General features: G+C 62.0%; 32 protein-coding genes. 14 read left to right on the top strand and 18 right to left on the bottom strand.

All coding sequences use genetic code 11. The features are described 5' to 3' along the window. The first annotated feature begins 105 nt into the window (after nt 1-105). Nucleotides 106-240 (top strand): aa3-type cytochrome c oxidase subunit IV, encoded by a 135-nt coding sequence (locus TR61_RS07275; RefSeq protein ID WP_050929263.1) that lies wholly within the window; start codon nt 106-108, stop codon nt 238-240. A 37-nt stretch (nt 241-277) separates the two neighbouring features. Then, a complete protein-coding gene (locus TR61_RS07270) occupies nt 278-871 on the top strand; it encodes a hypothetical protein (protein WP_050929262.1) in 594 nt (197 codons plus the stop codon). A 3-nt stretch (nt 872-874) separates the two neighbouring features. On the opposite strand, the gene TR61_RS07265 is transcribed toward TR61_RS07270, so the two are convergent. Both TR61_RS07265 and TR61_RS07260 read right to left on the bottom strand, forming a co-directional pair. Next, nucleotides 875-1,210, bottom strand: coding sequence for an AzlD domain-containing protein (locus tag TR61_RS07265; RefSeq protein ID WP_425394202.1), 336 nt, complete (start codon nt 1,208-1,210; stop codon nt 875-877). Next, nucleotides 1,207-1,923, bottom strand: coding sequence for an AzlC family ABC transporter permease (locus TR61_RS07260; protein ID WP_050929260.1), 717 nt, complete (start codon nt 1,921-1,923; stop codon nt 1,207-1,209). Before TR61_RS07260 ends, TR61_RS07265 begins: the two co-directional genes overlap by 4 nt. Nucleotides 1,924-1,970: 47 nt before the next feature. Between TR61_RS07260 and TR61_RS07255 the strand changes: the two genes are divergently transcribed. The 4 genes from TR61_RS07255 to TR61_RS07240 are packed head-to-tail and all read left to right on the top strand — an operon-like array spanning nt 1,971 to nt 6,071. Then, on the top strand, nt 1,971-2,861 hold the full coding sequence (locus TR61_RS07255; RefSeq protein ID WP_172676946.1) for a formate dehydrogenase accessory sulfurtransferase FdhD: 891 nt from the start codon (nt 1,971-1,973) through the stop codon (nt 2,859-2,861). Continuing rightward, nucleotides 2,858-3,466, top strand: coding sequence for a molybdenum cofactor guanylyltransferase MobA (gene mobA / locus TR61_RS07250; RefSeq protein WP_050929259.1), 609 nt, complete (start codon nt 2,858-2,860; stop codon nt 3,464-3,466). Before TR61_RS07255 ends, mobA begins: the two co-directional genes overlap by 4 nt. Then, nucleotides 3,463-3,960 (top strand): molybdopterin-guanine dinucleotide biosynthesis protein B, encoded by a 498-nt coding sequence (mobB, locus tag TR61_RS07245; RefSeq protein ID WP_050929258.1) that lies wholly within the window; start codon nt 3,463-3,465, stop codon nt 3,958-3,960. The genes mobA and mobB overlap by 4 nt, the downstream gene beginning before the upstream one ends. Then, nucleotides 3,957-6,071 carry a molybdenum cofactor synthesis domain-containing protein gene (locus tag TR61_RS07240; RefSeq protein ID WP_050929257.1) on the top strand — a complete coding sequence of 705 codons (2,115 nt, stop codon included), beginning with the start codon at nt 3,957-3,959 and terminating at the stop codon, nt 6,069-6,071. Before mobB ends, TR61_RS07240 begins: the two co-directional genes overlap by 4 nt. Nucleotides 6,072-6,169: 98 nt before the next feature. Here the strand turns inward: TR61_RS07240 and TR61_RS07235 are convergent, their stop codons facing one another. The 14 genes from TR61_RS07235 to TR61_RS07175 form a co-directional block, all read right to left on the bottom strand. Then, nucleotides 6,170-7,906, bottom strand: a complete 1,737-nt coding sequence (locus TR61_RS07235) for a sugar phosphorylase (RefSeq protein ID WP_050929256.1) — start codon at nt 7,904-7,906, stop codon at nt 6,170-6,172. Between the two features lie 6 nt (nt 7,907-7,912). Further along, entirely contained in the window at nt 7,913-8,551 is a 639-nt protein-coding gene (ureG, locus tag TR61_RS07230) for an urease accessory protein UreG (protein WP_050929255.1), read from the bottom strand. Between the two features lies 1 nt (nt 8,552). Continuing rightward, nucleotides 8,553-8,963 (bottom strand): DUF3995 domain-containing protein, encoded by a 411-nt coding sequence (locus TR61_RS07225; RefSeq protein ID WP_050929254.1) that lies wholly within the window; start codon nt 8,961-8,963, stop codon nt 8,553-8,555. After that, nucleotides 8,960-9,625, bottom strand: coding sequence for an urease accessory protein UreF (locus TR61_RS07220; protein ID WP_245626835.1), 666 nt, complete (start codon nt 9,623-9,625; stop codon nt 8,960-8,962). Before TR61_RS07220 ends, TR61_RS07225 begins: the two co-directional genes overlap by 4 nt. After that, complete coding sequence (locus TR61_RS07215) at nt 9,597-10,049, bottom strand: urease accessory protein UreE (RefSeq protein ID WP_050929252.1); 453 nt, start codon at nt 10,047-10,049, stop codon at nt 9,597-9,599. The genes TR61_RS07220 and TR61_RS07215 overlap by 29 nt, the downstream gene beginning before the upstream one ends. A gap of 19 nt (nt 10,050-10,068) precedes the next feature. Further along, complete coding sequence (locus TR61_RS07210; RefSeq protein WP_050929251.1) at nt 10,069-10,290, bottom strand: leucyl-tRNA synthetase; 222 nt, start codon at nt 10,288-10,290, stop codon at nt 10,069-10,071. A 102-nt stretch (nt 10,291-10,392) separates the two neighbouring features. Beyond that, nucleotides 10,393-10,614, bottom strand: a complete 222-nt coding sequence (locus tag TR61_RS07205) for a hypothetical protein (RefSeq protein WP_050929250.1) — start codon at nt 10,612-10,614, stop codon at nt 10,393-10,395. Between the two features lie 148 nt (nt 10,615-10,762). After that, on the bottom strand, nt 10,763-12,523 hold the full coding sequence (gene ureC / locus TR61_RS07200; protein ID WP_050929249.1) for an urease subunit alpha: 1,761 nt from the start codon (nt 12,521-12,523) through the stop codon (nt 10,763-10,765). A 45-nt stretch (nt 12,524-12,568) separates the two neighbouring features. Further along, nucleotides 12,569-12,964 (bottom strand): carboxymuconolactone decarboxylase family protein, encoded by a 396-nt coding sequence (locus tag TR61_RS07195; RefSeq protein ID WP_050929248.1) that lies wholly within the window; start codon nt 12,962-12,964, stop codon nt 12,569-12,571. Beyond that, nucleotides 12,964-13,785, bottom strand: a complete 822-nt coding sequence (locus TR61_RS07190) for a cyclase family protein (protein WP_050929247.1) — start codon at nt 13,783-13,785, stop codon at nt 12,964-12,966. The genes TR61_RS07195 and TR61_RS07190 overlap by 1 nt, the downstream gene beginning before the upstream one ends. A 30-nt stretch (nt 13,786-13,815) precedes the next feature. Next, nucleotides 13,816-14,121: an urease subunit beta gene (locus TR61_RS07185; RefSeq protein ID WP_050929246.1), complete on the bottom strand. Its 306-nt coding sequence runs from the start codon at nt 14,119-14,121 to the stop codon at nt 13,816-13,818. Then, nucleotides 14,118-14,294, bottom strand: coding sequence for a hypothetical protein (locus TR61_RS19865; RefSeq protein WP_157440845.1), 177 nt, complete (start codon nt 14,292-14,294; stop codon nt 14,118-14,120). Before TR61_RS19865 ends, TR61_RS07185 begins: the two co-directional genes overlap by 4 nt. Before the next feature lie 38 nt (nt 14,295-14,332). Further along, nucleotides 14,333-14,635: an urease subunit gamma gene (locus TR61_RS07180; RefSeq protein WP_050929245.1), complete on the bottom strand. Its 303-nt coding sequence runs from the start codon at nt 14,633-14,635 to the stop codon at nt 14,333-14,335. 1 nt (nt 14,636) lies between these two features. Continuing rightward, nucleotides 14,637-15,395 carry an urease accessory protein UreD gene (locus TR61_RS07175; protein WP_157440844.1) on the bottom strand — a complete coding sequence of 253 codons (759 nt, stop codon included), beginning with the start codon at nt 15,393-15,395 and terminating at the stop codon, nt 14,637-14,639. Nucleotides 15,396-15,663: 268 nt separating this feature from the next. On the opposite strand from TR61_RS07175, the gene TR61_RS07170 reads away from it, so the two are divergent. Further along, the gene (locus TR61_RS07170) at nt 15,664-16,314 is read left to right on the top strand and encodes a GntR family transcriptional regulator (protein WP_050929244.1); all 651 of its coding nucleotides are present in this window, start codon (nt 15,664-15,666) and stop codon (nt 16,312-16,314) included. A gap of 139 nt (nt 16,315-16,453) precedes the next feature. Here the strand turns inward: TR61_RS07170 and TR61_RS07165 are convergent, their stop codons facing one another. Further along, nucleotides 16,454-17,170 (bottom strand): type 1 glutamine amidotransferase, encoded by a 717-nt coding sequence (locus tag TR61_RS07165; protein WP_050929243.1) that lies wholly within the window; start codon nt 17,168-17,170, stop codon nt 16,454-16,456. A gap of 83 nt (nt 17,171-17,253) precedes the next feature. On the opposite strand from TR61_RS07165, the gene TR61_RS07160 reads away from it, so the two are divergent. The 7 genes from TR61_RS07160 (at nt 17,254) to TR61_RS20555 (ending at nt 25,975) form a co-directional block, all read left to right on the top strand. Beyond that, nucleotides 17,254-18,513 carry a cytochrome P450 gene (locus TR61_RS07160; RefSeq protein WP_050929242.1) on the top strand — a complete coding sequence of 420 codons (1,260 nt, stop codon included), beginning with the start codon at nt 17,254-17,256 and terminating at the stop codon, nt 18,511-18,513. A gap of 11 nt (nt 18,514-18,524) precedes the next feature. Then, the gene (locus TR61_RS07155; RefSeq protein ID WP_050929241.1) at nt 18,525-19,814 is read left to right on the top strand and encodes a type I glutamate--ammonia ligase; all 1,290 of its coding nucleotides are present in this window, start codon (nt 18,525-18,527) and stop codon (nt 19,812-19,814) included. 182 nt (nt 19,815-19,996) lie between these two features. After that, nucleotides 19,997-21,382: a cytochrome ubiquinol oxidase subunit I gene (locus TR61_RS07150; protein WP_050929240.1), complete on the top strand. Its 1,386-nt coding sequence runs from the start codon at nt 19,997-19,999 to the stop codon at nt 21,380-21,382. A gap of 5 nt (nt 21,383-21,387) precedes the next feature. Further along, complete coding sequence (locus TR61_RS07145; protein WP_050929239.1) at nt 21,388-22,398, top strand: cytochrome d ubiquinol oxidase subunit II; 1,011 nt, start codon at nt 21,388-21,390, stop codon at nt 22,396-22,398. 96 nt (nt 22,399-22,494) lie between these two features. Continuing rightward, nucleotides 22,495-24,336: a DNA mismatch repair endonuclease MutL gene (gene mutL / locus TR61_RS07140; RefSeq protein ID WP_050929238.1), complete on the top strand. Its 1,842-nt coding sequence runs from the start codon at nt 22,495-22,497 to the stop codon at nt 24,334-24,336. Then, nucleotides 24,333-25,568, top strand: a complete 1,236-nt coding sequence (locus tag TR61_RS07135) for a DNA recombination protein RmuC (RefSeq protein WP_050929237.1) — start codon at nt 24,333-24,335, stop codon at nt 25,566-25,568. The genes mutL and TR61_RS07135 overlap by 4 nt, the downstream gene beginning before the upstream one ends. Before the next feature lie 107 nt (nt 25,569-25,675). Continuing rightward, complete coding sequence (locus tag TR61_RS20555; protein WP_425394201.1) at nt 25,676-25,975, top strand: DUF6525 family protein; 300 nt, start codon at nt 25,676-25,678, stop codon at nt 25,973-25,975. A 79-nt stretch (nt 25,976-26,054) separates the two neighbouring features. Here the strand turns inward: TR61_RS20555 and TR61_RS07125 are convergent. Then, on the bottom strand, nt 26,055-26,750 hold a 696-nt coding region (locus tag TR61_RS07125; RefSeq protein WP_157440843.1), incomplete at its 5' end, for an aminotransferase class III-fold pyridoxal phosphate-dependent enzyme.

Here is a 26,750-nt window from a genome sequence, read left to right as displayed (position 1 = left end):
ATGACGGCGATCTGTCGCGGCAAAGGGGCTGCGCCGGATTGACCACGTGACAGCATTTTGCTTATCCAGTATGGAACCGCAAACACGCTGAACAGGGTTACGTTTATGGCTGAACATAAGCACGGCGAGATGGATATCTCGACACAGGAAAAAACATTCGACGGGTTCATGAAATGGGTCACCTGGTCGGTGATCGTGATCCTGCTTCTGATCATCTGGATGGCAATTTTCATCACCTGATATTCGCCGCGCACCCGGCTGCGGCATTGGGGGAAACATGCGAGTACTTGGCCTGGTTTTAGGCGCTGCTTTGATTGTGGGAGGGTGTGCAGCACCCGCCCCCTTTGCGCCGGAAGAAGAAATCGCTGCTGTCTCCTACCGCAATGAAGGCCCGGCTGAACTGACCCTGCTGACGATGGTGAACAACCGGTCGGGGGCTGGCGCGCATACCTCTCTGGTGATCAGCGCGTCGGAGCGGATCATCTTTGATCCGGCGGGATCCTTCGAAGCGAAGGGCGTGCCCGAACGCAACGATGTGCTGTTCGGGATCTCTCCGGCGGTTGAGCGCGCCTATATCAGCGCACATGCCCGCAGCACGCACCGTGTGGTCGCGCAAACGATCCAGGTCACACCGCAACAGGCGGCTATGGCCTATCAGCTGGCCTTGCAGGCCGGACCGGTTCCGGGAGCGTTCTGCGCCAATTCCACGGCGAGCCTTTTGCAGCAGATCCCCGGATTTGAGCAGATCGACGTTACCTTCTATCCGGTCAATCTGAGCGAGCAATTTGCGCAGCTGCCGGGTGTGCAGACCCAGGTGGTGCGCGAAGATGACGATGCATCGCTTCAGGCGGCGCTGGATCAGCTGAACTAAGGCCTATCCCAGAAGATAGAGCATTCCGTAAAGGGTGCCTGCGCCCGCGCCGATGGCGGCGAAGACGTTGCGCGTGATCCATCCCACCGCGACGGTGGCGGCGGCGGCTGCAAGGCGCGGCGGATCAAGCTCCCCTTCAGTGGCGGCGGGCCAGAGCACAAGTGGCGCCACCAGCGCCGGAAGGATCGCCACAGCCGTATACCGCAGGTGCCGCAGCACCCATTCCGGCATGGCGCGGTCGCCCACCAACCCCAGGAACACAAAGCGCAGGCCGAAACTGCCCAGGCCAAGGCCGATGATCACGACCCATGTGGTGACGGGATCAAAACCGCTGTTCATGTCCATTTTCCTTGTGCTCTCAGCCACAGCTCGACCCGCGCGCCGACCATCATGCCTGCCAGCCCGGCCACCATCAGGCCCAGATTGAACGGCAGGCCATTGGCGATGATCGCCACCGCAATCGCCACAAGAGCCGCAACCACATGGGCGGCCGTCCGCATCATCGGCACGATCAGCGCCAGAAAGGCGATGGGTACAGCAAAATCCAGTGCCCAGCTGTCGGGGATCTGGTTGCCCACAAGTGCGCCAACCAGCGTGAAGATATACCACATCGGGCAGACCGGCGTGACTGTGCCAAAGAAATAGGCCACGCGTTGCGGCACGGTCAGCTGCGGTTCCTCCTCGTATTTCGCCAGCGAACAGGCATAGGACTGATCGACGAGGAAATAGGCGATGAAGACCCTCTGCCACAGCGGTGCGGGGCCCAGATAGGGCGTGAGCGAGGCCGAATACATCGCCATGCGCAGGTTCACCGCCAGCGCCGAGGCCAGAACGATCACCGTGGGCGCGTTTTCGTTCATCAGCTGCAGCGCGGTCAGCTGCGCTGCGCCTGCGATCACAGCGACCGAGAACAGCAGCGTTTCGTAAACATTCAGCCCGGCTTCGGTCGCCAGCACGCCGAAGATCATGGCGAAGGGCGACACGACCAGTGTGAAGGGCAGGCCGACGCGGAAGCCCTGCCAGAAGGCGGATTTCTTGGTGGTGGTGGCCATGAGATATCCTTAGATTGCCCCAAGCGAATACGTGCCTTCTGGGAGGGATGCAATTGGCACAAAGGACAGATAACTCGGATTTCATCATCGCGCCGGATCCGGGCGCGCCACGGCTCACACGCGCGGTCGAAGGCGTCGACCAGAATGGGGAGGTCAGCCGCATCTCGGTCGTTGAAGAACGGCCCTTGACGATTTTCCTGAACTCTCAGGAGATCGTGACGGCGATGACCATCGGGGATTACCCGGAATATCTGGCGCTTGGTTTTCTGCTGAACCAGGGGATGCTGAAACGCGATGAGGTGATCACCGGCGTCGATTATGACGACGATCTGGAAACGGTGGTGGTGCGCACGGCCTCGCAAACGACCTATGAGCACAAGCTGAAGAAGAAAACCCGCACCAGCGGCTGCGCGGTGGGCACCGTCTTTGGCGACATGATGGAGGGGCTGGAGGGCGTCAGCCTGCCGGCAACACCGTTGCGTACCTCATGGCTTTATGCGCTGGCGGCCAAGATCAACCGCACGCCGTCGCTTTATCTGGAAGCGGGCGCGATCCATGGCACCGTGCTGTGTCACGAGGATCGGCCGCTGGTTTACATGGAAGACGTGGGCCGCCACAACGCGGTCGACAAGATTGCCGGCTGGATGCTGCAGAACCGGGTCGATCCGTCCGACAAAGTGCTTTACACCACCGGCCGGCTGACATCCGAAATGGTGATCAAGACGGCGATGATGGGTATTCCGGCACTGGCCTCGCGCTCGGGCTTTACCGCCTGGGGGGTGGAGATTGCGCGCGAAGTGGGCCTGACTTTGATCGGTCGGATGCGCGGGCGTCGCTTTGTCTGCCTGAGCGGGGAGGAACGTCTGATCCGCGATATCGACCCGGCCTCCGTCGCCGAGGAAGACAAGAAGCATCGCAGAAAGAGTGCCGAGGCATGAAGGCGCCGTTGGGTGTGATTTTGGCCGGTGGCCTTGCGCGCCGCATGGGCGGCGGCGACAAGGGGTTGCTGTCGCTTGGGGGGCAGTCGATCCTGGCGCGCGTGATCGACCGGCTTGAGCCGCAAGTGGCGGGGCTGGCCATCAACGCCAATGGCGATGCCGAGCGGTTTGATGGTTTTGGCCTGCCCGTGTTGCCGGACAGTATCGACGGTTTTGTGGGGCCTCTGGCGGGCGTTCTGGCGGGGCTTGATTGGGCGGCTGAGCAGGGGGCCGACAGTATCGTGACTGCCGCCGCCGACACGCCGTTTTTCCCTGCCGATCTGGTTCCGCAACTGCAGCTGGCGGGGGAGGGGATGGAGCATCCCCTGGTTCTGGCCGCGACGCCTGACCCGGAGAAGGGCCAGGTGCGCCATCCGACATTCGGGCTGTGGCCCGTGGCGCTGCGTGATGATCTGCGCGCGGCGCTTGAGGGCGGTTTGCGCAAGGTCGTGCTGTGGACCGACCGGCATGGGGGCCGGGAGGCGGTCTTCCCCGTGGGCCGGATTGACCCGTTTTTCAACGTGAACACGCCCGAAGATCTGGCGCGGGCGGAGGAGATGGTATGAAGCTCTATGGCGTTGTGGGATGGAAGAACGCGGGCAAGACCGGGCTGATGGAGCGGTTGGTGTCCGAGATTACGGGGCGCGGCATTTCCGTATCGACCGTGAAGCACGCCCACCACAGCTTTGACGTGGATCATCCCGGCAAGGACAGCCATCGCCACCGGGTTGCCGGCGCGACCGAGGTTCTTCTGGCCTCGCGCAACCGCTTTGCGCTGATGCATGAGCTGCGCGACGAAGATGAACCCACGCTGGAACATCTGCTGACCAAGCTCGCGCCCGTCGATCTGGTGCTGATCGAAGGATACAAGCGCGACGCGCATCCCAAGGTGGAAGCCCACAGGGCCGAGACCGGCAATCCGCTGATTGCGCCTGGTGATCCGACCGTGCGCGCCGTGGCAAGCGATGTGCCGCTGGATCTGGACGATGACCGCCCGGTCTTTGATCTGAATGACACGGTGGCGATTGCGGATTTCATCCTGTCAGAGGTTGGGTTGTGAGGCGGTTCGACACCGTTCTGATTGCCGATTGGTCGGCGGGTAAACGGGCGCCTGCGAAACCCTCGAAAGACGCGATCTGGTTGGGGGTGGCGCGCGAGGGCGTTGCCTATGACCCCGTCTATTGCCGCAGCCGGGCCGAGGCGGAGGCCTGGATTGCCGGGTTTTTCCGCGAAGAAATGGCCGCCGGGCGGCGCGTGTTGGCGGGGTTCGATTTTCCCTTCGGCTATCCTTCGGGCTTTGCGCGGCGGATCACCGGGTCGGATGACCCGCTGACGCTCTGGTCCTGGATCGCGGAGCGGATCGAGGACAGGGAAGACGGCAGCAACAACCGCTATGACGTGGCGCAGGCGATGAATGCGCTGTTTGATGGGCTTGGGCCGTTCTGGGGCAAGCCGAAGGAAGACGGGTGGCCCGGGATCCCGTACCGCAAATCGGGCATCGCTTATGAGGAGGTGTCTGAACGCCGCGCCTGCGATCTGGTGGCGGGCGCGTCTTCGTCCTGTTTTCAGTTGGCTTTCCCGCCGACGGTGGGCGGGCAGATCCTGATGGGGCTGCCCACGCTGTGGCGGTTGAGGCAGATGGACGGAGTGGCGGTTTGGCCTTTTGAGGACTGCGCAGATGCGCCAGTGGCCTTGGCCGAGATTTGGCCCGGTCTTGTTGAGCCAGCAGTGAAAGCCGCGACGGTGGATGGTGCCATTCGCGATCGGGAGCAGGTGCGGCTTTTGTCCCGCGCGGTCTCGCGGCTGAGCCTTGACGAACTTGTCCCGATGATGACCGACCTGCCTGATGCTGCGCGGGAAGAGGCATGGATTTTGGGAGCAGGCCACAAGGACCGGCTTGTTGAACTGGCAGGCGATGCACTGGCCCCGCCGCCCCTGCGCAACGATTGTTTTGCCTTGCCTGCGGGCGTGGACTGGACGCCGGTTGACGATGCTTTGGCGTTGCTGCGCACACGGCTGACGCCTGTGACGGGTGTGGAAAAGCTGGGTCTTGGCGATGCGCTGGGGCGCGTTCTGGCCGAACCGGTTCATGCCAGACGGTCAAACCCGCCTCAGCCCAACACGGCCGTGGATGGCTATGGCTTTGCCGGCGGCAAGGTCGAAGGCGCCCACCGCCTGCCGCTGGTCAAGGGGCGCGCGGCGGCAGGTGTGCCGTTTGAGGGCATTGTGCCCGAAGGTCACGCAATCCGCATTCTGACCGGCGCGGCCCTGCCAGAGGGCGTGGACACGGTGATCCTGGAAGAAGATGTGGCCACCGATGGGCAGGCTATCGCCTTTCGCGGGCCCTTGAAACAAGGTGCCAATACCCGCAAGGCCGGTGAGGATGTCCGCGAAGGCGACCTTGCCCTGCCTGCGGGCCGGGTTCTGACACCTGCCGATCTGGCGCTTTTGTCGGCGGTTGGTGTGGCCAAGGTGGCTGTGCGCAAGCGGTTGCGAGTGGCGGTGATCTCGACCGGGGATGAATTGGTGGAGCCGGGGCAGGACGCCGGCCCCGGACAGATTTTTGATGCGAACCGCCCGATGCTTTTGTCGATGATGGCGCGGTTCGGGTTTGAAGCCGTGGATATGGGCCGGGTGGCCGATGATCGCGCGGTCTTGCGCTCCACGATGGATGCGGCAGCGGACCGGGCGGATGTGATCCTGACCTCGGGCGGGGCGTCGGCGGGTGATGAAGATCACATGTCTGCCCTGTTGCGCGAGGCGGGCGCGATGCAGGAATGGCGGATCGCGGTGAAACCGGGCCGGCCTTTGGCGCTGGGCTTGTGGGATGGTACGCCGGTCTTTGGCCTTCCGGGTAATCCGGTGGCGGCGATGGTCTGCACATTGGTTTTTGCCCGGCCCGCCATGGCGCTTTTGTCAGGCCAGGACTGGAGCGCACCGCAGGGTTTTGACCTGCCTGCTGCGTTCGAAAAGCGCAAGAAGCCCGGGCGGCGGGAATATCTGCGCGCGCGCGTGCGCGAGGGGCGGGCCGAGGTGTTCAAATCCGAAGGCTCGGGCCGGATCAGCGGGCTTAGCTGGGCCGAAGGGCTGGTGGAAATCGGGGACGGCGCACGGCATATCCGGCCGGGCGATCCGGTGCGCTTCATTCCATTTGGCAGTTTCGGGTTGTGACGCATTTCTTGAAGCAAGAAATGTACAGAAACTGACGCAGTTTCTGGGTATCGATTTTGTGTCAAAATCGAAGGCTTTTCTGTGTCAGAAAAGCCCTGTCAGTACCGGCGGTTCGTGATCCACCGGCATTGATAGGGCGCAAAGGCGATCGCCTCGCCGACCGGATTTACTGTCTCGCCGGACAGGATATCAAACCATGCGTCCCCCTCAATCAGGTTCAGCGCGACCGGGTCAATCCCGACCGGTTGATCGCTGACATTGTGCAGGGCAAAGATCGACTGATCCCGATCCAGGCTCTGCCGCCAGACGCCGAAGACCCGGTCGTCGGTCTGCAGAGTGAACTGCGTGGCGTTGGGATGGAACGCGGGCTGTCTGGCGCGCAATTGCACACGTGCCTTGAGTGCACCCAGTACGGTTGCCGTCACGCTTTCGGGGTCATCCAGCAGCTTTTGCAGCTGCGGATAATCCCAATGATGGCGGTTGATCGCCCGTTTCATCCCGGTGCGCGCGACCTTCTTGTGATCGTTCGGTGTGGCCAACAGGGCATGGATGTAAAAGGCCGGAATTCCCTCAAGCGCCATCACGATGGTTTGCGAGGTCACGAAACGGTCGATCTGATACGTGTCGGGTCCTTCAAACGTGCCCTTAAGCGCTTCGAAATAGGTGATGTTCAACTCATAGACCGATTCTGCCCCAGACAGCGCGCGCATGGACACATCGCCACCGAAATCCTTTGCCGCCTGCACCATTGCGTCGATCTGGTCTTGCGGCAGGATGCCCTCGGCGGGTCGCATTCCGATCCCGTCATGGCTGGCCGAGAAATTCAGATAGGCGCAGCCCAGCTGCGCGGGCGGCATCGCGGCCTGCCATTTGCGCAGGTATTTAGCGGAACCTGACAAAAGCGCATGCAGGATCAACGGCGGCAGGGGGAAGTTATAGACCACATGCGCCTCGTTCCGGTTGCCGAAGTAGCTGAGGTTCTCGGCGCTGGGTACATTGGTTTCTGTCAGAAGGATCACCGGCTCGGTCGCGTAATCGCTGAGCAGGCGCATCAGGCGCACGATCGCATGGGTCTGCGGCAGGTGGATCGAGGGCGATCCGATTTCTTTCCAGAGAAACGCCACCGCATCCAGCCGCAGGATCCGCACGCCATTATCGATATGCAGGCGCATGATGCGCAGGAATTCCAGCAGAACCTCGGGGTTGCGGAAATCCAGATCGACCTGGTCATGGCTGAAGGTGCACCAGACATGGCGCGTGCCATTTGCTGTCGTGACCTCGCGCAGCAAGGGGTGCGTGCGAGGGCGCACCACGTCTGACAGATCATCCTCGGGCGAGGCTTCGAAAAAGAACCGGTCATAGGGCGGTTTGCCCTGCAGGTAGTCGTTGAACCACGTGCTTTGGCTGGACACGTGGTTCAGCACCAGATCCGACATCAGTTTGAACTCGTCCCCGATGCGGAGGATATCCTGCCAATCTCCCAGAACAGGATTCACGGCGGTGTAATCGCTGACGGCGAACCCGTCATCCGAGGTAAAGGGAAAGAACGGCAGGATATGCACACCATTGACCGTACCCCTGAGATTGCGATGCAGGAAATCCCGCAGCAAATCCAGAGGCTTATGCGCCCCGTCCACGAAGGTGTTGCCATAGGTGATGACCAGAGCGTCATGCTCCGACCAGAAGCTGTTTCCCGGCCTGCGCCCGCGTTTGCGGCGGGTCCGGTCACCGGGCCAGAAGGCGTCCACGATCTTGGACGACAGGATATTGGCATCCACATCCGGGTAGATCGTGGCCACAAGCTCAGCCAGCTTCAGGGAGAAGGTCTCGCTCATCTCCGGCTATTCGGCGGCCTCGGTCCGGGGCACGGGCAGTCCGCCCAGGGCGCAGATATGACCCACGATCTGCGGGATACCCTGGCCTTCCTTGAGGCGCGCGAACAGGAACGGGCGGTCTCCGCGCATGCGCTGCGCATCGCGGTCCATCACCTCAAGCGAGGCACCGACATATGGCGCGAGATCGGTCTTGTTGATGATCAGCAGATCGGATTTCGTGATCGCGGGGCCACCCTTGCGCGGGATCTCTTCCCCTGCCGCCACGTCGATGACGTAAAGGGTCACATCGGCCAGTTCCGGGCTGAAGGTGGCCGACAGGTTGTCGCCGCCGCTTTCAATCAGCACGATGTCCAGGTCGGGAAACTCAGCGGCCAGTTCCTTGACCGCCGCGATGTTGATCGAGGCATCCTCGCGGATCGCGGTATGGGGGCAGCCGCCCGTTTCCACGCCCTTGATCCGATCCAGCGGCAGGGCCTGCATGCGCATCAGCGCCTCGGCATCTTCGCGGGTGTAGATGTCATTGGTGATCGCCGCGACCGAGAAGTGATCGCGCAGCGCGCGGCACAGGCCGGCGGTCAATGTGGTCTTGCCCGCGCCGACGGGGCCGCCGATGCCGACACGAAGGGGGCCGTTAGGGGATGGCATGTCAGAATCCTCCAAGTGCAAGAATGAGATACCCGATCCCGAGGCCAAGGCAAAGCGGACCATAGGCCTTACGGTCCAGAGTGGCGAAGGGTTCTTCCGGGACCCATTTGCGCCATGACGGCAGATAGGCCGCAACGCCGCGCAACATGAAGACCGTCCCTATGGCGGGGATCAGCAGGTCGCGGCCGGGAAATCCGGGGCGGTGGGGCAGGATCGCGGCGAAGGCCAGGGCGACGGCGACAAGGGCACAAGGCACCGGGCCGGGCATCCGGCGGACCGCGCGGGTGTCGACGACAGCGCGCGCCAAAGCGGCTTCATCGCGGATGGGCACCCACAGGCCGATCGCCCACAGCAAGTGCAGCAGCGCAAGTGCAGCGACTGCCGCACTGAGGATCAGGGCCAATGCGGTCATGACCGGAACTGACGCGAATACTGCGTTTCATGCTGCATCGAGGCGATATCGGCGGCAAAGCAGCATGATCCGATATCATCAGGGCACAGATGCGCCGTCTGCACAGCGATGTCGTGGCAGATCGGGGTCATGCGCGCCAGAACAGTCTGCCCTTCGGTCTGGCCGAGCGGGATCAGGCGGATCGCGGCGGATGTCAGGTTGGCCGCGAAGGCATGCAGGTAGGCTGCGCAGGTCATCGTTGCATCAATGCCGGCACGTCGCGCCGCCGCGCCCACGGCAACAGGATAGGCGAGCGGGGCATCCTCCGACCCCCAGATGGCGGCGGTTGTCCGGGCAAAGGCTTCGCCCTGCAACTCCGTCTCCATCCGCCGTTCGGAGGAAGGGGAGAGTGCGCGCGCCAGATCGTCAAGCTCGACCAGACGATGGGGGGTCTCTGTGCGATAGGCGCAGTGCAGCAAAATCGCGTCCGAGCGGCCCGTGCCAAGGGTCAGGATATCGGTCAGCCAGGTTTCAAACTGATCGGCAGAGCCGACAGCCCCCTGTTCCACTACCCGTTCCAGACCGTGGGAATAGGCGAAAGCCCCCACCGGATAGCCCGGCGAAAGCCACTGCATGAGCGTCAGGTGATGGGTGTCAGTGGGCATGGGAATGGGTACGTCCATGCCCATAGGCCCCGCCTTCGGGGGTGAAGGGTTCTGTGACCTCGCACGTGGTTGCCCCCAGCCGTGCCAGCATATCGGCCATTACGTGATCAGGTTTGATGAGCAGCCGTTCGGCTTCGATCTGGCAGGGGGTATGGCGGTTGCCGATATGCCAGGCGATCCGGGTCAGATCATCTGCACTGACTTGCAATAGCGGCTCGGGCGCGGCGATCACCGCGACCTCCCCTCCGCCTTCAAGCAGCAGCACGCCGCCATGATCCAGAGAGGTGGTCTGCGGAAGATCGACAAGAAGTGATGCGCCGTCTGAGGTGGTCAGGACCTTGCGGCGCAAAAACCGGTCTTCATAGGAAAGCGCCAGATGGGTGACCGGGTCGTGATGACCATGGTCGTGATAGGCGCGGGCGATGCGTTGGGGCGTGCTCATGCGCGCGCCCCCATCTGCATCAGAGGTAGAACATGTCGCCAAACACGTGGCGCGCGATGTCCTCGCGTTTCAGGCCTTTCGCGGCCAGCTGATCGTCGCTCAGTGCCTGCAGCGCTTCTACGCGGCGCACGCGGCTGTTGGTTTCGCTCAGGGTCACCAGTGCTTCGCCCATTGCGCGGAAAACACCACCCAGGCTGAAGCCCCAGGCGGCAGAATTGGTATTTGTCGTGATGTTGGCCATCGGTATGATCCTTGCCAGTCTTGTATTTCAGTCTGGCAGGGAAATAGTCAGCATCGCTGACGTTTAGGAGGGCCAATAACGCAAACCCGCTTTTCGCTGAGCTCAAGGCTGAGCCGGATGTGCCATTGTCAGAACTTTGGAATAGACGCGCTCGGCAATCATTTCGCGCCGCATGCCTTTGGCCAAAAGCGCCTCGTCGCTGAGCGCGTGAAGGCTGAGATATTCCCGCAAATGCGCGCGTTTCATCGCTGCCGGGTTGCAGCCAAAGCCGATGCTGGACAGATACCAGTCTATGTCCGTGGTGTCGTGTTTCGCCCGTGTCATGCTCGGAAACCTCCGGAGTTGGGTCGGTTGGGTTTCCCCCTTGGCACTCAGGATAGGGCGTAAAGCTGGGCTGATAGAATGAAAATCGGGTTAATCCGGTGAACTGTGATGTCGTTGCTGGCGGAATAGTCATGTGATGCATCTTTGATCAGAACAGGAAGTACCGCTGTGCCATGGGCAGGGTTTCGGCGGGCTGGCAGGTCAAAAGCTCTCCATCCGCGCGCACTTCATAGGTTTCGGGATTCACCTCCACATGGGGCTGCGCATCGTTCAGCTTCAGATGGGACTTCCCGATATTGCGCGTGTTTTCGACTGCCAGCGTCTGTTTGGCGAGGCCCAACGTTTCCCGGATACCTGCAGCCTGCGCGGCCCCCGACACAAACGTCACGGCAGAATGTTCGACCGACCGGCCATAGGCCCCCCACATGGGCCGGGAATAGACCGGCTGCGGCGTGGGGATGGACGCGTTCGGGTCGCCCATCTGGGCGCAGGCAATGGTGCCGCCCAGCAGTACCATCTCGGGCTTTACGCCGAAAAAGGCCGGGCTCCACAGGCACAGGTCGGCGCGTTTACCTTCCTCGATGCTGCCGATCTCGTGGCTGATCCCGTGCGCGATGGCAGGGTTGATCGTGTATTTCGCGATGTACCGGCGCACGCGCATGTTGTCGTTGTCACCGGTTTCTTCGGGAAGCGACCCGCGCTGTTTCTTCATCTTGTCGGCGGTCTGCCAGGTGCGGATGATCACCTCGCCCACACGGCCCATGGCCTGGCTGTCGGATGCGATGATCGAAAAGGCACCCATGTCGTGCAGGATGTCTTCTGCCGCGATGGTCTCGCGCCGGATCCGGCTTTCGGCAAAGGCCACGTCTTCGGGGATGGATTTGTCGAGGTGGTGACAGACCATCAGCATATCCAGATGCTCTTCGATCGTGTTGACGGTGAAAGGCCGCGTCGGGTTGGTGGAGGATGGCAGCACATGCGCCTCTCCGCAGATCTTGATGATGTCCGGGGCGTGCCCGCCGCCCGCCCCTTCGGTGTGGAAAGCGTGGATCGTGCGGCCCTTCATGGCTTTGACGGTGTTTTCCACAAACCCGCTTTCATTCAGCGTGTCGGTGTGGATCATCACTTGCACGTCCATGTCGTCGGCCACGGACAAGCAGCAATCGATTGCGCCGGGTGTCGTGCCCCAATCCTCGTGCAGTTTCAGCGCGCAGGCCCCGCCCAGGATCTGTTCTTCGAGCGCGGCAGGCAAAGACGCATTGCCCTTCCCCGCAAAGGCCAGATTCATCGGGAAGGCGTCCGCTGCCTGCAACATCCGCCCGATATGCCAGGGGCCGGGCGTGCAAGTGGTGGCCAGTGTGCCATGCGCAGGCCCCGTGCCACCGCCCAACATGGTGGTGAGACCCGAGTGCAAGGCATCTTCGATCTGCTGGGGGCAGATGTAATGGATGTGGCTGTCAAACCCGCCGGCAGTCAGGATGCGGCCCTCACCCGCAATCGCCTCGGTCCCCGGCCCGATGATGATATCGACGCCGGGTTGCGTATCGGGATTGCCCGCCTTGCCGATCTTGGCAATCCGCCCGTCTTTGAGCCCCACGTCGGCCTTGTAGATCCCCGTCCAGTCCACGATCAGCGCATTGGTGATCACGGTATCCACCGCCCCTTCGGCCCGCGTCGCCTGGGATTGCCCCATCCCGTCGCGGATCACCTTGCCGCCGCCAAACTTGACCTCTTCACCATAAAGCAGGGCGTTATCTCCCGTCCCCCCGGTGGCCGATGCCCCGGCCCGTTCGGCGGTCAGATCGCGTTCCACCTCGATAATCAGATCGGTATCGGCCAGCCGCAACCGGTCGCCGGTGGTGGGGCCGAACATGGCGGCATAATCAGAGCGGGAGATTTGGGTGGGCATTCTGGTCGTCCTTTTGGAAATCTCGTGTCGTGGGCCGGGCGTGGGTCATGCTTTGAACGCCTCATCCACCTCAACCTGCAGGCCGGTGACCAGCCCGTTGGTTTGCATGGCCATGCCGATGACAGCCAGCAATTCGCCATGTTGCTCGGGCGTCATACCCTTGGCCTTGGCGGCTGCGGTATGGGAGTGGACGCAGTATTCACACCCATTGGCGGTCGAGACGGCGATATAGATCATCTCTTTGACCAGCGGGTCCAAATCGCCGGGCTCCATGACCACTTTCAGCCGCTCCCACGTGGCTTTGAGCAACGCCGGATCATGCGCCAAAGCGCGCCAGAAGTTGTTCACGTAATCTGTGCCGCGCACGGCGCGGATGTCGTTGAAGACGGCCAGCGCCTCGGCGCTGACCTCCTCATCTGACAAAAGCGGAACGGTGCCCATCAAACCATCGCAAAGATACGCGCAGGCCCACCTGAGCCGCCGCGATGGGTAGGCGCGCCCACAACCAAGGTGGCGCCGCTCACAGGCACATTCTCCAACCCCGCGAGATTCTCGATCCCATAACGGTTGGTGGGCAGCCAGGTGTAATGCGTCGCAAAATCCGCCGAGGGCCCGTGATCCAGAGACAGTGTATCCACGGCCATGGCCACGGCACCTGTCTCTTCGATCAGCATCTGCGCGGCCTCCACATGGAAACCGGGGAAATGCATCACCCCGTCGCCATCGGCATTGCGGAAGCCGTCACCGCCAACCTTTCCGGACCAGCCCGAATGCATCGCCACGCAGGCGCCATCCGGGATCTCTCCATTGGCGGCGATCCACGCCTTAAGATCATCCGGCGTGACCTGCGCATCGGGGTCTTCGGCCGCCTTGCCATGGATATGCACAACGCACAGCGGGCAGACCAGATTGCCCACGGGGATCTCATCCACCGATTGTCCATCGGCCGAGAAATGCAGCGGTGCGTCGATATGCGTGCCGGTATGTTCGTTGATCGACAGGTTGAACAGGTTGAAGCCATTGTCGGCAAAGTTAAACGCCTGTTCGGTCGTGATGCCGGGCGCGCCGAAATAGGTGGGGAAGGTATCGTCATAGACATGGGTCATGTCGACGACCCCGCCATGCCCGCCCGCCAAGGACGCAGGCGCGGTTGCCACGCTGCCCACGGCGGCTGTCGCGGTCACCGCCGCGCTGGCTTTGAAGAAGTCGCGCCGCGACAGCATTCTGTCTTTCACGGCATTCATCACACAGACGTCACACATGATTGGATCCTCCCAGATTGGTGTGACTGCTCATAACGGCCCCATGATCTGTTGGTTGAACCCATAGATCGTTTTTGCCCCGGAAACGGGGATCAGGTTGACCTCGCGCCGCTGGCCCGGCTCGAACCGCACGGCGGTGCCTGCGGCGATGTCCAGACGCATGCCGCGCGCGGCGTCGCGGTCGAAGTCCAGCGCGCTGTTGGCTTCGGCAAAGTGATAATGGCTGCCCACCTGCACGGGCCGGTCGCCGGTGTTGGCGATCATCAAAGTGATCGCCTTCCGGTCGCCATTCAGGGTCAAGGACCCCGCGGCGGGAAAGAGCTCTCCGGGGATCATTTCCGCCGCCCTGCGCGGGCGCGCTGAACAGCAAGGCCTGCGCCGACGCCGATCAGGGCAGCGCCAAAGATCAAGCCCGCAACATGTTCCGCATGCAGATGCAAACCGCCGGTGGTATGGGCCATAGCCGTCGCGGGCAGCATCGTCACTATCATCGCTGTCAGTTTTTTCATCACTCTCTCCTGCTTCTTTCTGGCCAAAAATACCCTGTTCACCGGATCGGATTGTGAACTGTCACCAGTTTGGTGCCGTCCGGAAAAGTGGCTTCAACCTGCACGTCGTGGATCATCTCAGGCACGCCTTCCATGCATTGATCGCGGGTGATCACCTCGGCTCCGGCCTGCATCATCTCGGCCACCGACCGGCCATCACGCGCGCCTTCGACCACGGCATCGGTGATCAGCGCGATGGCCTCGGGGTGATTCAGCTTTACGCCGCGGGCCAGGCGTTTGCGGGCCACTTCGGCGGCCATGGCCACCAGCAGTTTGTCTTTTTCGCGAGGGGTCAGGTTCATGTCAGATCATCCAGGGTCTTGGCAGTGGGTCTTGTCGAAAATGCGCGATCAGAGGGATCAGCGCCTGGCGCAGGGCAAAGCCATCCGGCGCGAGAATGCGGGCAAAGAGCACGTCCGGCGCGGGTTGAGAGATGCCTCCGGTTTCCGGCAGCAATGCGCGCGCGCTCTCCAGCTTGTCGGCTGCATCCGGAGCGGTGAAGACCAGGCTCGCCATAGCTCCAGCGCCCGCGCCGGTTGCCGCGCCCGCGAGAAGCGCGTGCGCGTCGCCCGTCAGGCGGGTGCGGTCGGCTAAGACGATTTTATCGTTGCGCCGCAAGGTGATGCGATCGTCGAGGGAGAGGGCACGGACGCTTTCGCCCATCGCGGCGCGGCCGAAGATCAGGCTTTCGACCAGCAGGCAGTTGGCATCAGGCTCCAGCGTGACGTCGAGGCTGCGGCGCAAGGCGGCGTGATCGTAAATCAGCGTCTCCTGCGGCAGCCAATCGACCCGTGAACCTGTGGCGATATGGATACCTGTGCAGACACGGCCCGCGCCGTCGTTGGCGCGGTAGGCGCGTTCTGCCGCCTGTGTGGTAACGGTCAGCGCGGTTCCCGACTCGGCGCGCAGGCGCAGGTCGAAACGGTCACCGCCGGTGATACCTCCTGCGGTGTTCAGCAACACGGCTGTCAGCGCTGTTCCATCGGTGCGTGGGAACAGTGTTTTCAGGGATCCTTGCTGATGCAGTCGTGAAATGACCGAGCGCCCGTCGCGCGCCTTCACTGTCAGTCGCGCGGAGCCTTGGGCCCGTGGCTGAGTCTGTGACAGGGTGAGGGGGGTCAGGTCTTGGATGGGTGTCTCCACCACTGGTGTTGGTCTTTACCTAAGCGTAACCGCAAAATGCGGCTGCGGGCGAGTCTCTTGACGCGCGGGATATCTGGGCAGGTCGATTTGCGCCGATCTTTTTGTAAGGTGCTGAAAAAATACGCAAATCGCATTGGATTGCGCTTTGAAATGCGCGTTTCTATGGTGCGGCGGAGGAGGGCGCGGGATGGCCGGGCAGACGGAAACAGTGCTGAATGCGGTGATCGAGGGGATCGATTCCGGGCGGTTGAACCCCGGCGATGTGATCGAGGAAGCGCCGTTGATGGAGGTGCATGGCGTGTCGCGCACCCCTGTCCGAGAGGCGTTTATCCAGCTGGAAACGGCCGGTCTGATCAAGCGTCTGCCACGCAAGGGGGCGGTTCTGTTCAAGCCGACGCTGGAGGAGTTTCTTGCGATCCTCGAAGTGCACGCCAAGCTGGAAGGACAGGCGGCGGGGTTGGCCGCGCGGCGGCTTTCTGTGAGCAATGCCAAGGACTTGGAGGCGGCTGTCGCAGCCTGTGAGGCGCATGCGGTGACCAAGGGTGATGGCGATCCGGCTGGCTATTACCAGCTGAACATGCGCTTTCACGAGGTGGTGGCGATCAGTGCCGGTAACCCGGTGCTGGTCGAGATGATCAAGACCAATGCGCGCAAGCTGATGGCCTATTACCGGGCGCGGTATCGGTATCCGGGATCCATTGCGCAGAGTGCTGCGGAGCATCGTCAGATCGCCGGTTTGATCACCGCGCACCAGCGGGAAGAAGCGGAAGCGCTGATGCAAAGCCATGTGCAATTCGATCAGGTCACGGTGATGGATTTGTTGGCCGCCGTGGGCTGAAAAAGGGTGTGCACCGTCTGTGCACAGGGCGTGCACAACTCGTGCACCGGTTCAGTGCATCGGGCCAGATTTGGGGGCGCTGCCCCCGTCCCTTGCGGGACTCCCCCGCCGGTATTTTCAGCAAGAAGAAGGGATGGGCTCAGGTGCCTGAAATGGCCTGTTCGAAGAAGCGGGCGATGGTTTCGGCAAAGGCGTCGCTGTCTGCGGATTCTCCGAATGAGACGCGCGCGCGGGCGGTCACGTCCGGGCCCAGGTAATCGGCCAGTTCGTCTGTAAGCGCCGCGATGAATTCGGGCGTCATTTCGGGATGGTGCTGGGTGGTGTAGATCTGGTTGCCCATCACGAACCCTGCGACTGCGCAATCGGTGGAGGTTGCGATGGCAATGGCGCCCTGGGGCAGGGTGGTGACTTGTTCGATATGGCTGCCGTAGAGGGAGAACCCGTCGGGCAGAGGCTCCATCCACCGGGCGCGCTGGGTGAGCCGGTTGGTGATCCGTCCGTGCTGGTATCCGCCGGGATTGCGGCCAACCGCGCCGCCCAGGGCAACTGCGATGGCCTGGTGGCCGAAGCAGGCGCCGAACATGGGCAGGCCTTTCGCGTGGATGTCGCGGATCAGCTGCAGAAGGCGCGGGATCCACGGCGCGTCGTCATGGACGGAGGCCGGGCTGCCGGTGATCATCACGCCGTCGAAGCCATCCAGTGTCTCGGGGAACTGGTCGTCTTTCACGACGAAGACCTCAAACGTCCAGTCGGGGCGGACGCGGGCCATCATGGTTGGGAACTTCTCCCCATCCTTGGGGTGCGCTTGGGCGAAGTCGCTTTCATCCGTGTTGGTGACCAGAAGGGCCAAGTGCATGACAGGACGGCTTTCTTTTTCATTTACATATTTAAGGCTCTCTTTAATATACACATGTTAAGGGCTGTCGGAAAGGGCAAACCATGACCGTGTGGACACCAGATGATGATGGATATGCCGATCTGAGCAGCCATGATGCCTTTGTAAATGGCGCGCCGCACAACACCTTTGCCCGGTTGCGCAAAGAGGACCCTCTGCATTGGACGGAGTATGCGCAGGGTCAGAATTTCTGGTCGGTCACGCGGCATGCCGATATCGAGGCAATGAACAAGCAGCCGACGGTGTTTTCCTCGGCTCAAGGCATCCGGATGGAAGATCAGACCTATGAGGAATATCTGGCCCGCCGCACCTTTCAGGAGACTGACCCGCCCGATCACACCCGGGTGCGGCGCAAGCTGACGCGGGCTTTTGCCAAGCCGACGATTGCCGGGTTCGAGCAGGACATTCGCGATATCTGCACCGAAATGCTGGACCCGGCGCTGGAGCATGGCACGTTTGACGCCACTCGCCTGATCGCGCGGGAATTGCCGATGCGGATGCTGGGCCGGATCATCGGCACGCCGGAGGAGGATCTGCCTTGGCTCGTCGAAAAGGGTGACGCGCTGATTGCGAATACCGATCCGGATTTCACGTCTCATGTCCTCGACAAGATGGAGACGGATGAATTTCGGATGATGCCGTTCAACTCCCCCGCCGGGGCGGAGCTGTATCAATACGCCAAGGAGTTGATGGAGGATAAGGCGGCGCGGGGCGATACTGATGGCGTGCTGCACCTGATCCTGGAGCCGGATGAGGATGGGCAGAGGATCACCGAAGAGGAATTTCGGAACTTCTTTTGCCTGCTGGTGGCGGCGGGGAATGACACGACACGCTATTCCATTGCCGCCGGTATTCAGGCGATGTGCCATCAGCCGGAATTGCTGGCGCAGATGCAGGAAGGCGGGGATATCTGGACCACCGCCGCGGATGAGATCATCCGGTGGGCCACGCCTGCGACCTATTTCCGGCGCACGGCCACGCAGGATGTCGAGATGTATGGCAAGACGATCCGCGAGGGGGACAAGGTGCTGTACTGGTTCGCGTCGGCCAATCGGGATGAGGCGATGTTTGACGATCCGTTCCGGGTGAACCTGCATCGCAGCCCCAATCGGCATCTGAGTTTTGGTCAGGGCGGTCCGCATGTCTGTCTGGGCATGTGGCTGGCGCGGTTGGAGGTGACGGTGCTGTTTCAGGAACTGGCGAAACGTCTGCGTGCCATTGAACCGGCGGGGCCGCATCAGTTTCTGCGGTCGAATTTTGTTGGCGGGATCAAGTCTTTGCCTGTTACGGTTCAGCGGGCCTGAGGGAGAGGGATATGAAGGATCGGTTGCGCGCGCTTTTCTGCGATCACCTGAGCATCATGCGCGGGAAATACCTGCCGCAGCACAAGATTGGTGATGATGCGACGCGGTTCTGCCAGTCGGTCTTTGGCACGCATTATGATCGCGATCTGCTGGATGCGCCGGGATCTTTGGTCAGCGGGGGCTTGCCCGACATGACGCTGCGATGGAAGCACGACGATATCCGCGACAGTTGGGAGCCATCGACCAAGGTGGTTCTGGGCGATCTTTATGATGAGGACGGCGAACCTTTGGCCTTGTGTCCGCGCGGTGCATTGCGGCGGGCCGTGGCGGCGTGGGAGGCCAAGGGGCTGACGCCGAAAGTGGGGATTGAGCTGGAATGCTTTGCCCTTCAGGCTGATGAGAAGGGCCGGTTGCAGCCTTATGATGCACCCGGCGGGGTTGTGTACGGGACGGGGCCTTTTGCCGATCCGCTGCGGTTCAACGACCGGATCTGGGAGATGGCGGACAGTCTTGGCTTTGCGCTGGAGATGATCACGGCGGAATTCGACACGCCCCAGTTCGAATATGTGCTGACCTTTGACGATGCGGTCAAAGCGGTGGATGATATCGTGCTGTTCCGCCTGATGGCGCGGGAGATTGCGCTGGAATACGGGATCGTCTTGTCCTTTATGCCCAAACCGATTGCCGAGGCTGGTGGGTCGGGGATGCATGTGAATTTCTCGTTCACGGATGAGGCGGGCGGCAATGCGTTGTCGACTGGGCCCAAGGGCGGGCCGGATCACATGAACGATCTGGCGCGGGGGTGCCTCGCGGGGTTGGTGCATCACCACAAGGGGCTTGCGGGGCTGATTGCGCCTACGGCGGCGTCTTACTTGCGGCTGCAGCCGGGGTCCTTGTCGGGGTACTGGCAGAACTGGGGTGGCGATCATCGCAACGTGACCACGCGGATCAGTGGCGAAGGCGGTGCGAAGGCGCGGTTGGAGCATCGGATGGCAGATGCGTCGGCCAACCCCTACACGGCTGTGGCGGCAGTGTTGCAGGCGTCCTTGCTGGGTGTCGAGAAGGGCTATGACCTGCCGCCCATCGAGACGGGGGATGGGTTTGACCGGTCCGACGCCAAGGTGGGCGTGGCGGATGATCTGAAGGGTGCCGTTGCGGATCTGGAGGCGGATCACGCGCTTGTGGAGGCTGTGGGCGCAGAACTGGTCGCGAACCACATTTACATGAAGCAGAAAGAGGCGAAGAAGACGCGCGATCTGGAAGGCGATGCGCTGCGCGATTTCTATGTCTGGTTTGTGTAGGGATTTGCCTGCGACATTCATGCTTTGCGGTGTGCTGTCGCAGGGTCTAAGTGTCTGTCGGAACAGGTGAAAACCGGTATGCGGTGGTGCACTTGCGATGCGCTGTCGCAGAGGGCCTGAACTGGGGCCTGAAACGTCTATCTTAAGCTCATCAAAGACGAAAATCAGAGCTTTTGAGGCCAATGGACACGCTGCTTTTGTCCCGTATTCAGTTCGGGGCCAATATCTCGTTTCACATCCTGTTCCCGACGATCACGATCGCTTTGGGTTGGGTGCTTTTGTTCTTCAAACTGCGCTTTAACGCGACGGGTGAGATCAAATGGATGGACGCCTATCGCTTTTGGGTGAAGGTGTTTGCCCTCTCCTTCGCGATGGGGGTGGTGAGCGGCATCACCATGTCGTTCCAGTTTGGCACAAATTGGCCGGGCTTTATGGAGACGGTGGGCAATATCGCAGGGCCGCTTTTGGCTTATGAGATCATGACCGCGTTTTTCCTTGAGGCGGTGTTTCTGGGCATCATGCTGTTTGGCTTTTCACGTGTGCCTGGGTGGCTGCATACGCTGGCCACCTTCCTTGTGGCGTTCGGCACCACCATGTCGGCCTTCTGGATCCTGGTCCTGAACAGCTGGATGCATACGCCCGAGGGCTTTGAGATGCGCAACGGCGTGGCCTTTGCCACCGATTGGTGGGCGATCATCTTCAACCCGTCGATGCCCTATCGGTTGGTGCATATGCTGCTGGCCTCGGGCCTGACGGTGGCGTTCCTGATTGCAGGGTTTTCCGCCTTCCGCTGGTTACGCGGCGATCAGGGGCGTGACGTGCGGGCCGGGCTTAAAACCGGGTTGATGTTAGGCGCGGTTCTGATCCCGATCCAGATCTTTGCCGGTGATATGCATGGGTTGAATACTTTGAAATACCAGCCGCAGAAAGTGGCCGCGATGGAAGGCAATTGGGAAACGGACACGAACGTGCCCCTCCTGCTGTTCGCGATTCCGGATGAAGAGGCGCGGGAAAACCGGATGGAGATTGCCATTCCGAACGGCGCTTCTCTGATCCTGACGCACAAAGCCGATGGTGAGGTGCCGGGCCTGAATGATTTCGTCACCCCAGAGGGCGAGGTGATGCACCCGCCAGTCGCGCCTGTCTTCTATGCGTTCCGCATCATGGTGGGCACCGGGATGGCGATGCTGCTGCTAAGCTGGGCATCGGTTGCGATCATGGCGCGGCGGCGGGATGTGGGCGCTCTGCCCCGGCCGATGTTGTTTGTCATGGTGCCGATGGCGTTTTCCGGTTGGGTTGCCACGCTGGCCGGTTGGTACACGACCGAGATCGGGCGTCAGCCCTGGCTGGTTCAGGGGGTGCTGACCACGGAAATGGCCGTGGCCGATGTGCCCGCGCCCTTTGTGGGGACAACCCTGGTAGCCTATCTGGCGATCTATGCGCTATTGCTGTCGGCCTATGTGTTCGTGCTGTTCTATCTTGCGGCAAAGGCTGGCAAGGGCGAGCAGATCCGCTTGCGCGTTCCGCAACCCGGTGAGGCGATTGCCCGACAGGTTCCGGCGGAGTGACGCGCATGGAGCTGTTCGGAGATCCAGGCCAATGGCTGCCCCTGACCTTTGCCGGTCTGATGGGGCTGTCGATCCTGATTTACGTGGTTCTGGATGGGTTCGACCTGGGCGTTGGGGTGCTGTTTCCGTTCGCCGATGACGGCGAAAAGGACATGATGGTCGCGTCCATCGGCCCGTTCTGGGACGCCAATGAAACGTGGCTGGTTCTGGCCGTAGGGCTGTTGCTGGTGGCGTTTCCGACTGCGCATGGGGCGATCCTGACGGCGCTTTATCTGCCGGTGGCAGTGATGCTGATCGGGCTGATCCTGCGCGGCGTGGCGTTTGAATTTCGGGTCAAGGCCCCGACCCCGCACAAGCGCGCCTGGAACACTGCGTTTTTCGTGGGTTCGCTGATGACCTCGCTTGCGCAGGGCTACATGCTGGGGCTGTACATCATGGGTCTTGAGCAAAGCTGGGCCACATGGGCCTTTGGCGCGCTGACGGCGGTGTTTTTGACCGTGGGGTATTCGTTTATCGGGGCCACATGGCTGATCCTGAAGACGTCAGATGTGCTGCAGGCCAAAGCGGTTCAATGGGCCAGGGGCGGCATCTGGGGGCTGGTGCTGGGGCTCGGCGCGATTTCGCTGGCCTCGCCGCTGGTGAGTGACCGGATCTGGGACAAATGGTTTTCGGTGCCGGAGATCTTTGCGCTGGCCCCGCTGCCGCTGATGTCCGTGGCGCTTGTCGTGCTGCTTTGGTTGGCGCTGAGGCGGCTGCCCACCTCTGACGACAGTTGGGCGTGGTTTCCCTTCGTGGCGTCGATCGTGCTGTTCACACTGGCGTTTTTCGGGCTGGCCTATTCCTTCTATCCCTACGTCGTGCCGGACCAACTTACGATCTATGAGGCCGCGAGCGCACCAGAGAGCCTGTTCATCATTCTTGTGGGCACCTGTGTCGTGTTGCCGATGATCGGGGGATACACGGTGCTGGCCTATACCGTGTTCCGCGGGAAGGCGCAGGAGTTGCGTTACGACTAGGGCGCGTTTTCTGTGTCAGAAAACGGCCCAGAATTTTTCAAAATTCTGGGCGCCCTTGGTGGCAGAATCGCGAAATGTCATGCTAGGTTTTGTTGCATGGCTCAACCTGACCCCAATATCGGCGATTTTCGCCCTGTTATCCGCCAGTTGGACGAAGGCGCGATCAATCGCATCGCGGCCGGTGAAGTGGTGGAACGCCCCGCATCTGCCGTAAAGGAACTGGTCGAGAACGCGATTGATGCGGGGTCCAGCCGGATTTCGGTGGATTTTGCCGATGGCGGCAAGACGCTGATCCAGGTGACGGATGATGGCTGCGGGATTGCGCCGGACGATCTGAGCCTTGCTTTGGCGCGCCATGCGACGTCGAAAATCGACGGGTCGGATTTGCTTAATATCCATACCTTCGGGTTCCGCGGAGAGGCGCTGGCCTCGCTGGCCGCTGTGGGCCGACTGACGCTTACCAGCCGCGCCCCGGGTTTTGAGGCTGCGACGCTGAAAGCGTCGGGCGGGCGGATGGAGCCTGTGAAACCCGCCGCTTTGCGCACGGGCACGGTCGTAGAGCTGCGAGATCTGTTTTTTGCCACGCCTGCGCGGCTGAAGTTCCTGCGCTCCGACCGGGCAGAGGCGCAGGCGGTGACAGACGTGGTCAAGCGCCTGGCCATGGCCGAACCGGGCGTGTCATTCACGTTGCGCGATGTCTCGGGCGGGGGCGAGGGGCGCATGACCTTCCGGGCCGATGCCGAACAGGGGGATCTGTTCGGCGCGTTGCGCGCGCGGCTGGCGCGGATCATGGGGGCGGAGTTCGTGGAAAACGCCCTGCCCATTGATGCCGAGCGCGAGGGGCTGCGTCTGATGGGGTTTGCGGCGCTGCCGACCTATTCGCGCGGGGCTGCGGTGGCGCAATATCTGTTCGTGAATGGCCGCCCCGTGCGCGACAAGATGCTGGGCGGGGCGTTGCGCGCCGCTTACATGGATTTCCTCAGCCGGGATCGGCATCCGGCGGCGGCTTTGTTCATCGATTGCGACCCCACGCTGGTTGATGTGAACGTGCACCCCGCCAAGACTGAAGTGCGCTTTCGTGATCCCGGTGTGGCGCGGGGGCTGATCGTGTCGGCCCTGCGCCATGCGTTGGCAGAGGTGGGGCATCGGGCGTCTTCGACTGTGGCAGGCGCAACGCTCGGGGCGATGCGGGCGGAACCCGTGGGGGAAGCTCCGCGTGTTTACCAGATGGATCGCCCGTCGCTGGGGGCGCGGGGGGCGGCGTATTCCGCGCAGGCCCCGGCACCCGGGTTTGCCGAGATGGCGGAGAGCTATTCGGGCCGGGTGGTGGAGCCCGTTGAGGAGGTGCCCGCCGATGATTTGCCCTTGGGCGCGGCGCGGGGGCAGGTGCATGAGAATTACATCATCGCCCAGACGGCGACCGGCATGGTGATCGTGGACCAGCACGCGGCACATGAGCGTCTGGTTTATGAAAAGCTGAAACGCCAGATGGCCGAGAACGGCGTGGCGGCGCAGGCCCTGCTGATCCCCGAGATTGTCGAACTGAGCGATGGGGATTGCGCGCGCATCCTGGCGGTGGCGGAGGAATTGGCGCGCTTTGGTCTGACGATTGAGCCCTTTGGCGGCGGGGCCATCGCGGTGCGGGAGACGCCTGCGATCCTGGGCGAGGTCGATGCCCGCGCGATGATCTTGGATATTCTGGATGAGCTGGCCGATCAGGGGGAAAGCACGTCCCTGCAAGCGCGGGTTGAGGCGATCCTGAGCCGCGTGGCCTGTCATGGCTCGATCCGGTCGGGGCGGCGGATGCGGGCGGAGGAGATGAACGCTCTGCTGCGCGAGATGGAGGCGACGCCGCATTCAGGGCAATGCAACCATGGGCGGCCGACCTATGTGGAGCTGAAGTTGAGCGATATCGAAAGGCTTTTCGGGCGGACATGATCGAGATTGGTGGGCAGACATACGCTTTGAACGATCCGCTGGTGATCGCGGCCATGGTCGGGGTGGTAGTTTTGCTGTTGATCCTGGTGCTGCTGATCGTAGCGGTACGCGCGGCGGGCCGGTCGGCGCGGTTGGCGGAGCCTTTGGCGCAGCAATTGGGTGTCTTGGGGAGCCATGTGCAGCAGCTGGGGCAGGGACAGGCGCAGTTGCAGGGCAACATCCAGATGGTGAGCGACACGCAGGCTTCAGCCCAGACCCAGGTGATCCAGACGATGGAGCGGCGGCTGGCGGATGTGCAGCAGCAGATGCAGGACCGGCTGGCGGATAATGCGATGCGTCAGAACAGAGCCTTAACCGAGATGCAGGAGCGGATGAAGGAAAGCCTGCACGGCTCGTCGAAACAGACCACCGCCTCGCTGACGCAGTTGCAGGAGCGGCTCGCGGCGATCGACAAGGCGCAGGAGAATATTACGAAGCTCTCGGGCGATGTGCTGGGGTTGCAGGACATTCTGTCGAACAAGCAGCGGCGGGGGATGTTCGGGGAAATTCAGCTGAACGACATCGTCTCCAAAGCGCTGCCATCGGATGCCTATGCGCTGCAGGCGACGCTGTCGAACGGGCGGCGGGCGGATTGTCTGATCCATCTGCCGAACCCGCCCGGCCCCATCGTGATCGATGCGAAATTCCCGTTGGAGGCGTTCGAGGCGCTGGCGGCGGCAGAGACGCGGGAGGAGGCCGAGCGGCGGCTGAAAGACTTTGGCAATGCGGTACGGGTGCATATCAAGGCGATTTCCGAACGCTACATCATCGACGGGGAAACCGCCGATGGCGCGCTGATGTTCGTGCCGTCGGAGGCGATCTATGCCGAGCTGCATGCGCGCCTGCCGCAAGTGGTGCGCGAGGGGTTCAACCTGCGCGTTTGGGTGGTGTCGCCCACGACCTGCATGGCCACGCTGAACACGATGCGGGCGATCCTGAAGGATGCGCGGATGCGCGAGCAGGCGGGCGCGATCCGCAAGATGCTGAGCCAGCTGCACCGGGATGTGGAACTGGTGGTGGAACGCGCGGGCAAGCTTGAGACGCATTTCGATCAGGCGCGCCGCGATGTGGAGGGGATCACCACGGCGGCAGAGCGGGCGGGGAAACGCGCGGCGAAGCTGGATAATTTCGATTTTGAAGAGGTGGAGGCCGAAGCACCCGGAAACGTCGTGCCGTTGACGGACAAAAGCTGAAGAGTGGCCTGGTGACACGCGTCAGGCGCTTGACGTTTGTTATGTAATTACATAACAAAATATGGGAGCTTTTCTCGTTTTCGAACCTCTGGTCAAGACAATACCTCGTGCGCAGAAACACCGGTAATTCTCATCTTAAGCGGAAGCGGCGCGATGGCAGCCCGATGCACGCCTATGATCGTTTGCCCAAGGAGTTGAGGGATTGGGTGTCCTCGGCGCTTTTGCCCTGGGGCGCGGCGTCTGTGCGGCGTGCTTATGCCAAGGCCTATGCTCGGACGTGGGATGCGCGCTTGGCGTTGCGGGAGTTGGATATGCTGGAAGCCCGGTTGGTTGGGAAAGACGCCCATAAGGTTTGGGGAGAGGCCCATCCGGCAGCAAGAACAGCTGAGTTTCGAAACTCAGTTTGAGGGTGGGCAGGCTTTTCGAAAAGCCTGTTTCACGCGCATTCGAATGCGCGTTTGAAGGCGCTTCGAAGCGCCTTTTACGTCAGATTGATGCGAAGCCCGTGTCCAAAGCAGTGAGGATCACCTGCACATCGTCCGAGGTCAGAACCAGGGGCGGTGACAGGATGATGTTGGGGCCGGAAACGCGGACCATGGCACCGGCGGCATAGGCCGCTTCCTGCACCTTCCCGATGGTGGCTTTGTCGATGGGGGATTTGGTCGCCCGGTCGCTGACCAGTTCCAGCGCGCACATCAATCCGTGGCCGCCGCGGACGTCGCCGATGATGTCGTAGCGGTCCTGAAGGGCTAGTAGACCTTGGAACAGTTCAGCCCCGCGCGCGGCCGCGTTGCCGGGGATGTCTTGGGACAATGTCTCGTTCAAACAGGCCAAAGCGGCGGCGGCGCCCACGGGGTGGCCGGAATAGGTGTAGCCGTGGCCAATGGCGGCTTTGCCGGTGTCGTCTTTTTCGAAGGTCTGGGCGATGTCTTCGGAGATCATCACCGCGCCGAAGGGGAAATAGCCGTTGGTGATCGCTTTGGCCGTACACATCAGATCGGGCTGCACGCCCCAATGGCGCGAACCGGTCCAGGATCCGGTGCGGCCAAAGGCGGTGATGACTTCATCGGCGATCAGGAGGATGCCGTGGCGCGTGCAGATCTCACGCACGCCGGGCATAAAGCTGGCATGGGGCGGGATGACGCCGCCCGCGCCCAGGACGGGCTCCATGATGAAGGCGGC

The sequence above is a fragment of the Aestuariivita boseongensis genome (assembly GCF_001262635.1).
GTDB classification, from domain to species: Bacteria; Pseudomonadota; Alphaproteobacteria; order Rhodobacterales; family Rhodobacteraceae; genus Aestuariivita; species Aestuariivita boseongensis.
Note: the sequence above shows the minus strand (reverse complement) of the source record. Positions and strands in the feature narration are given on the sequence as shown.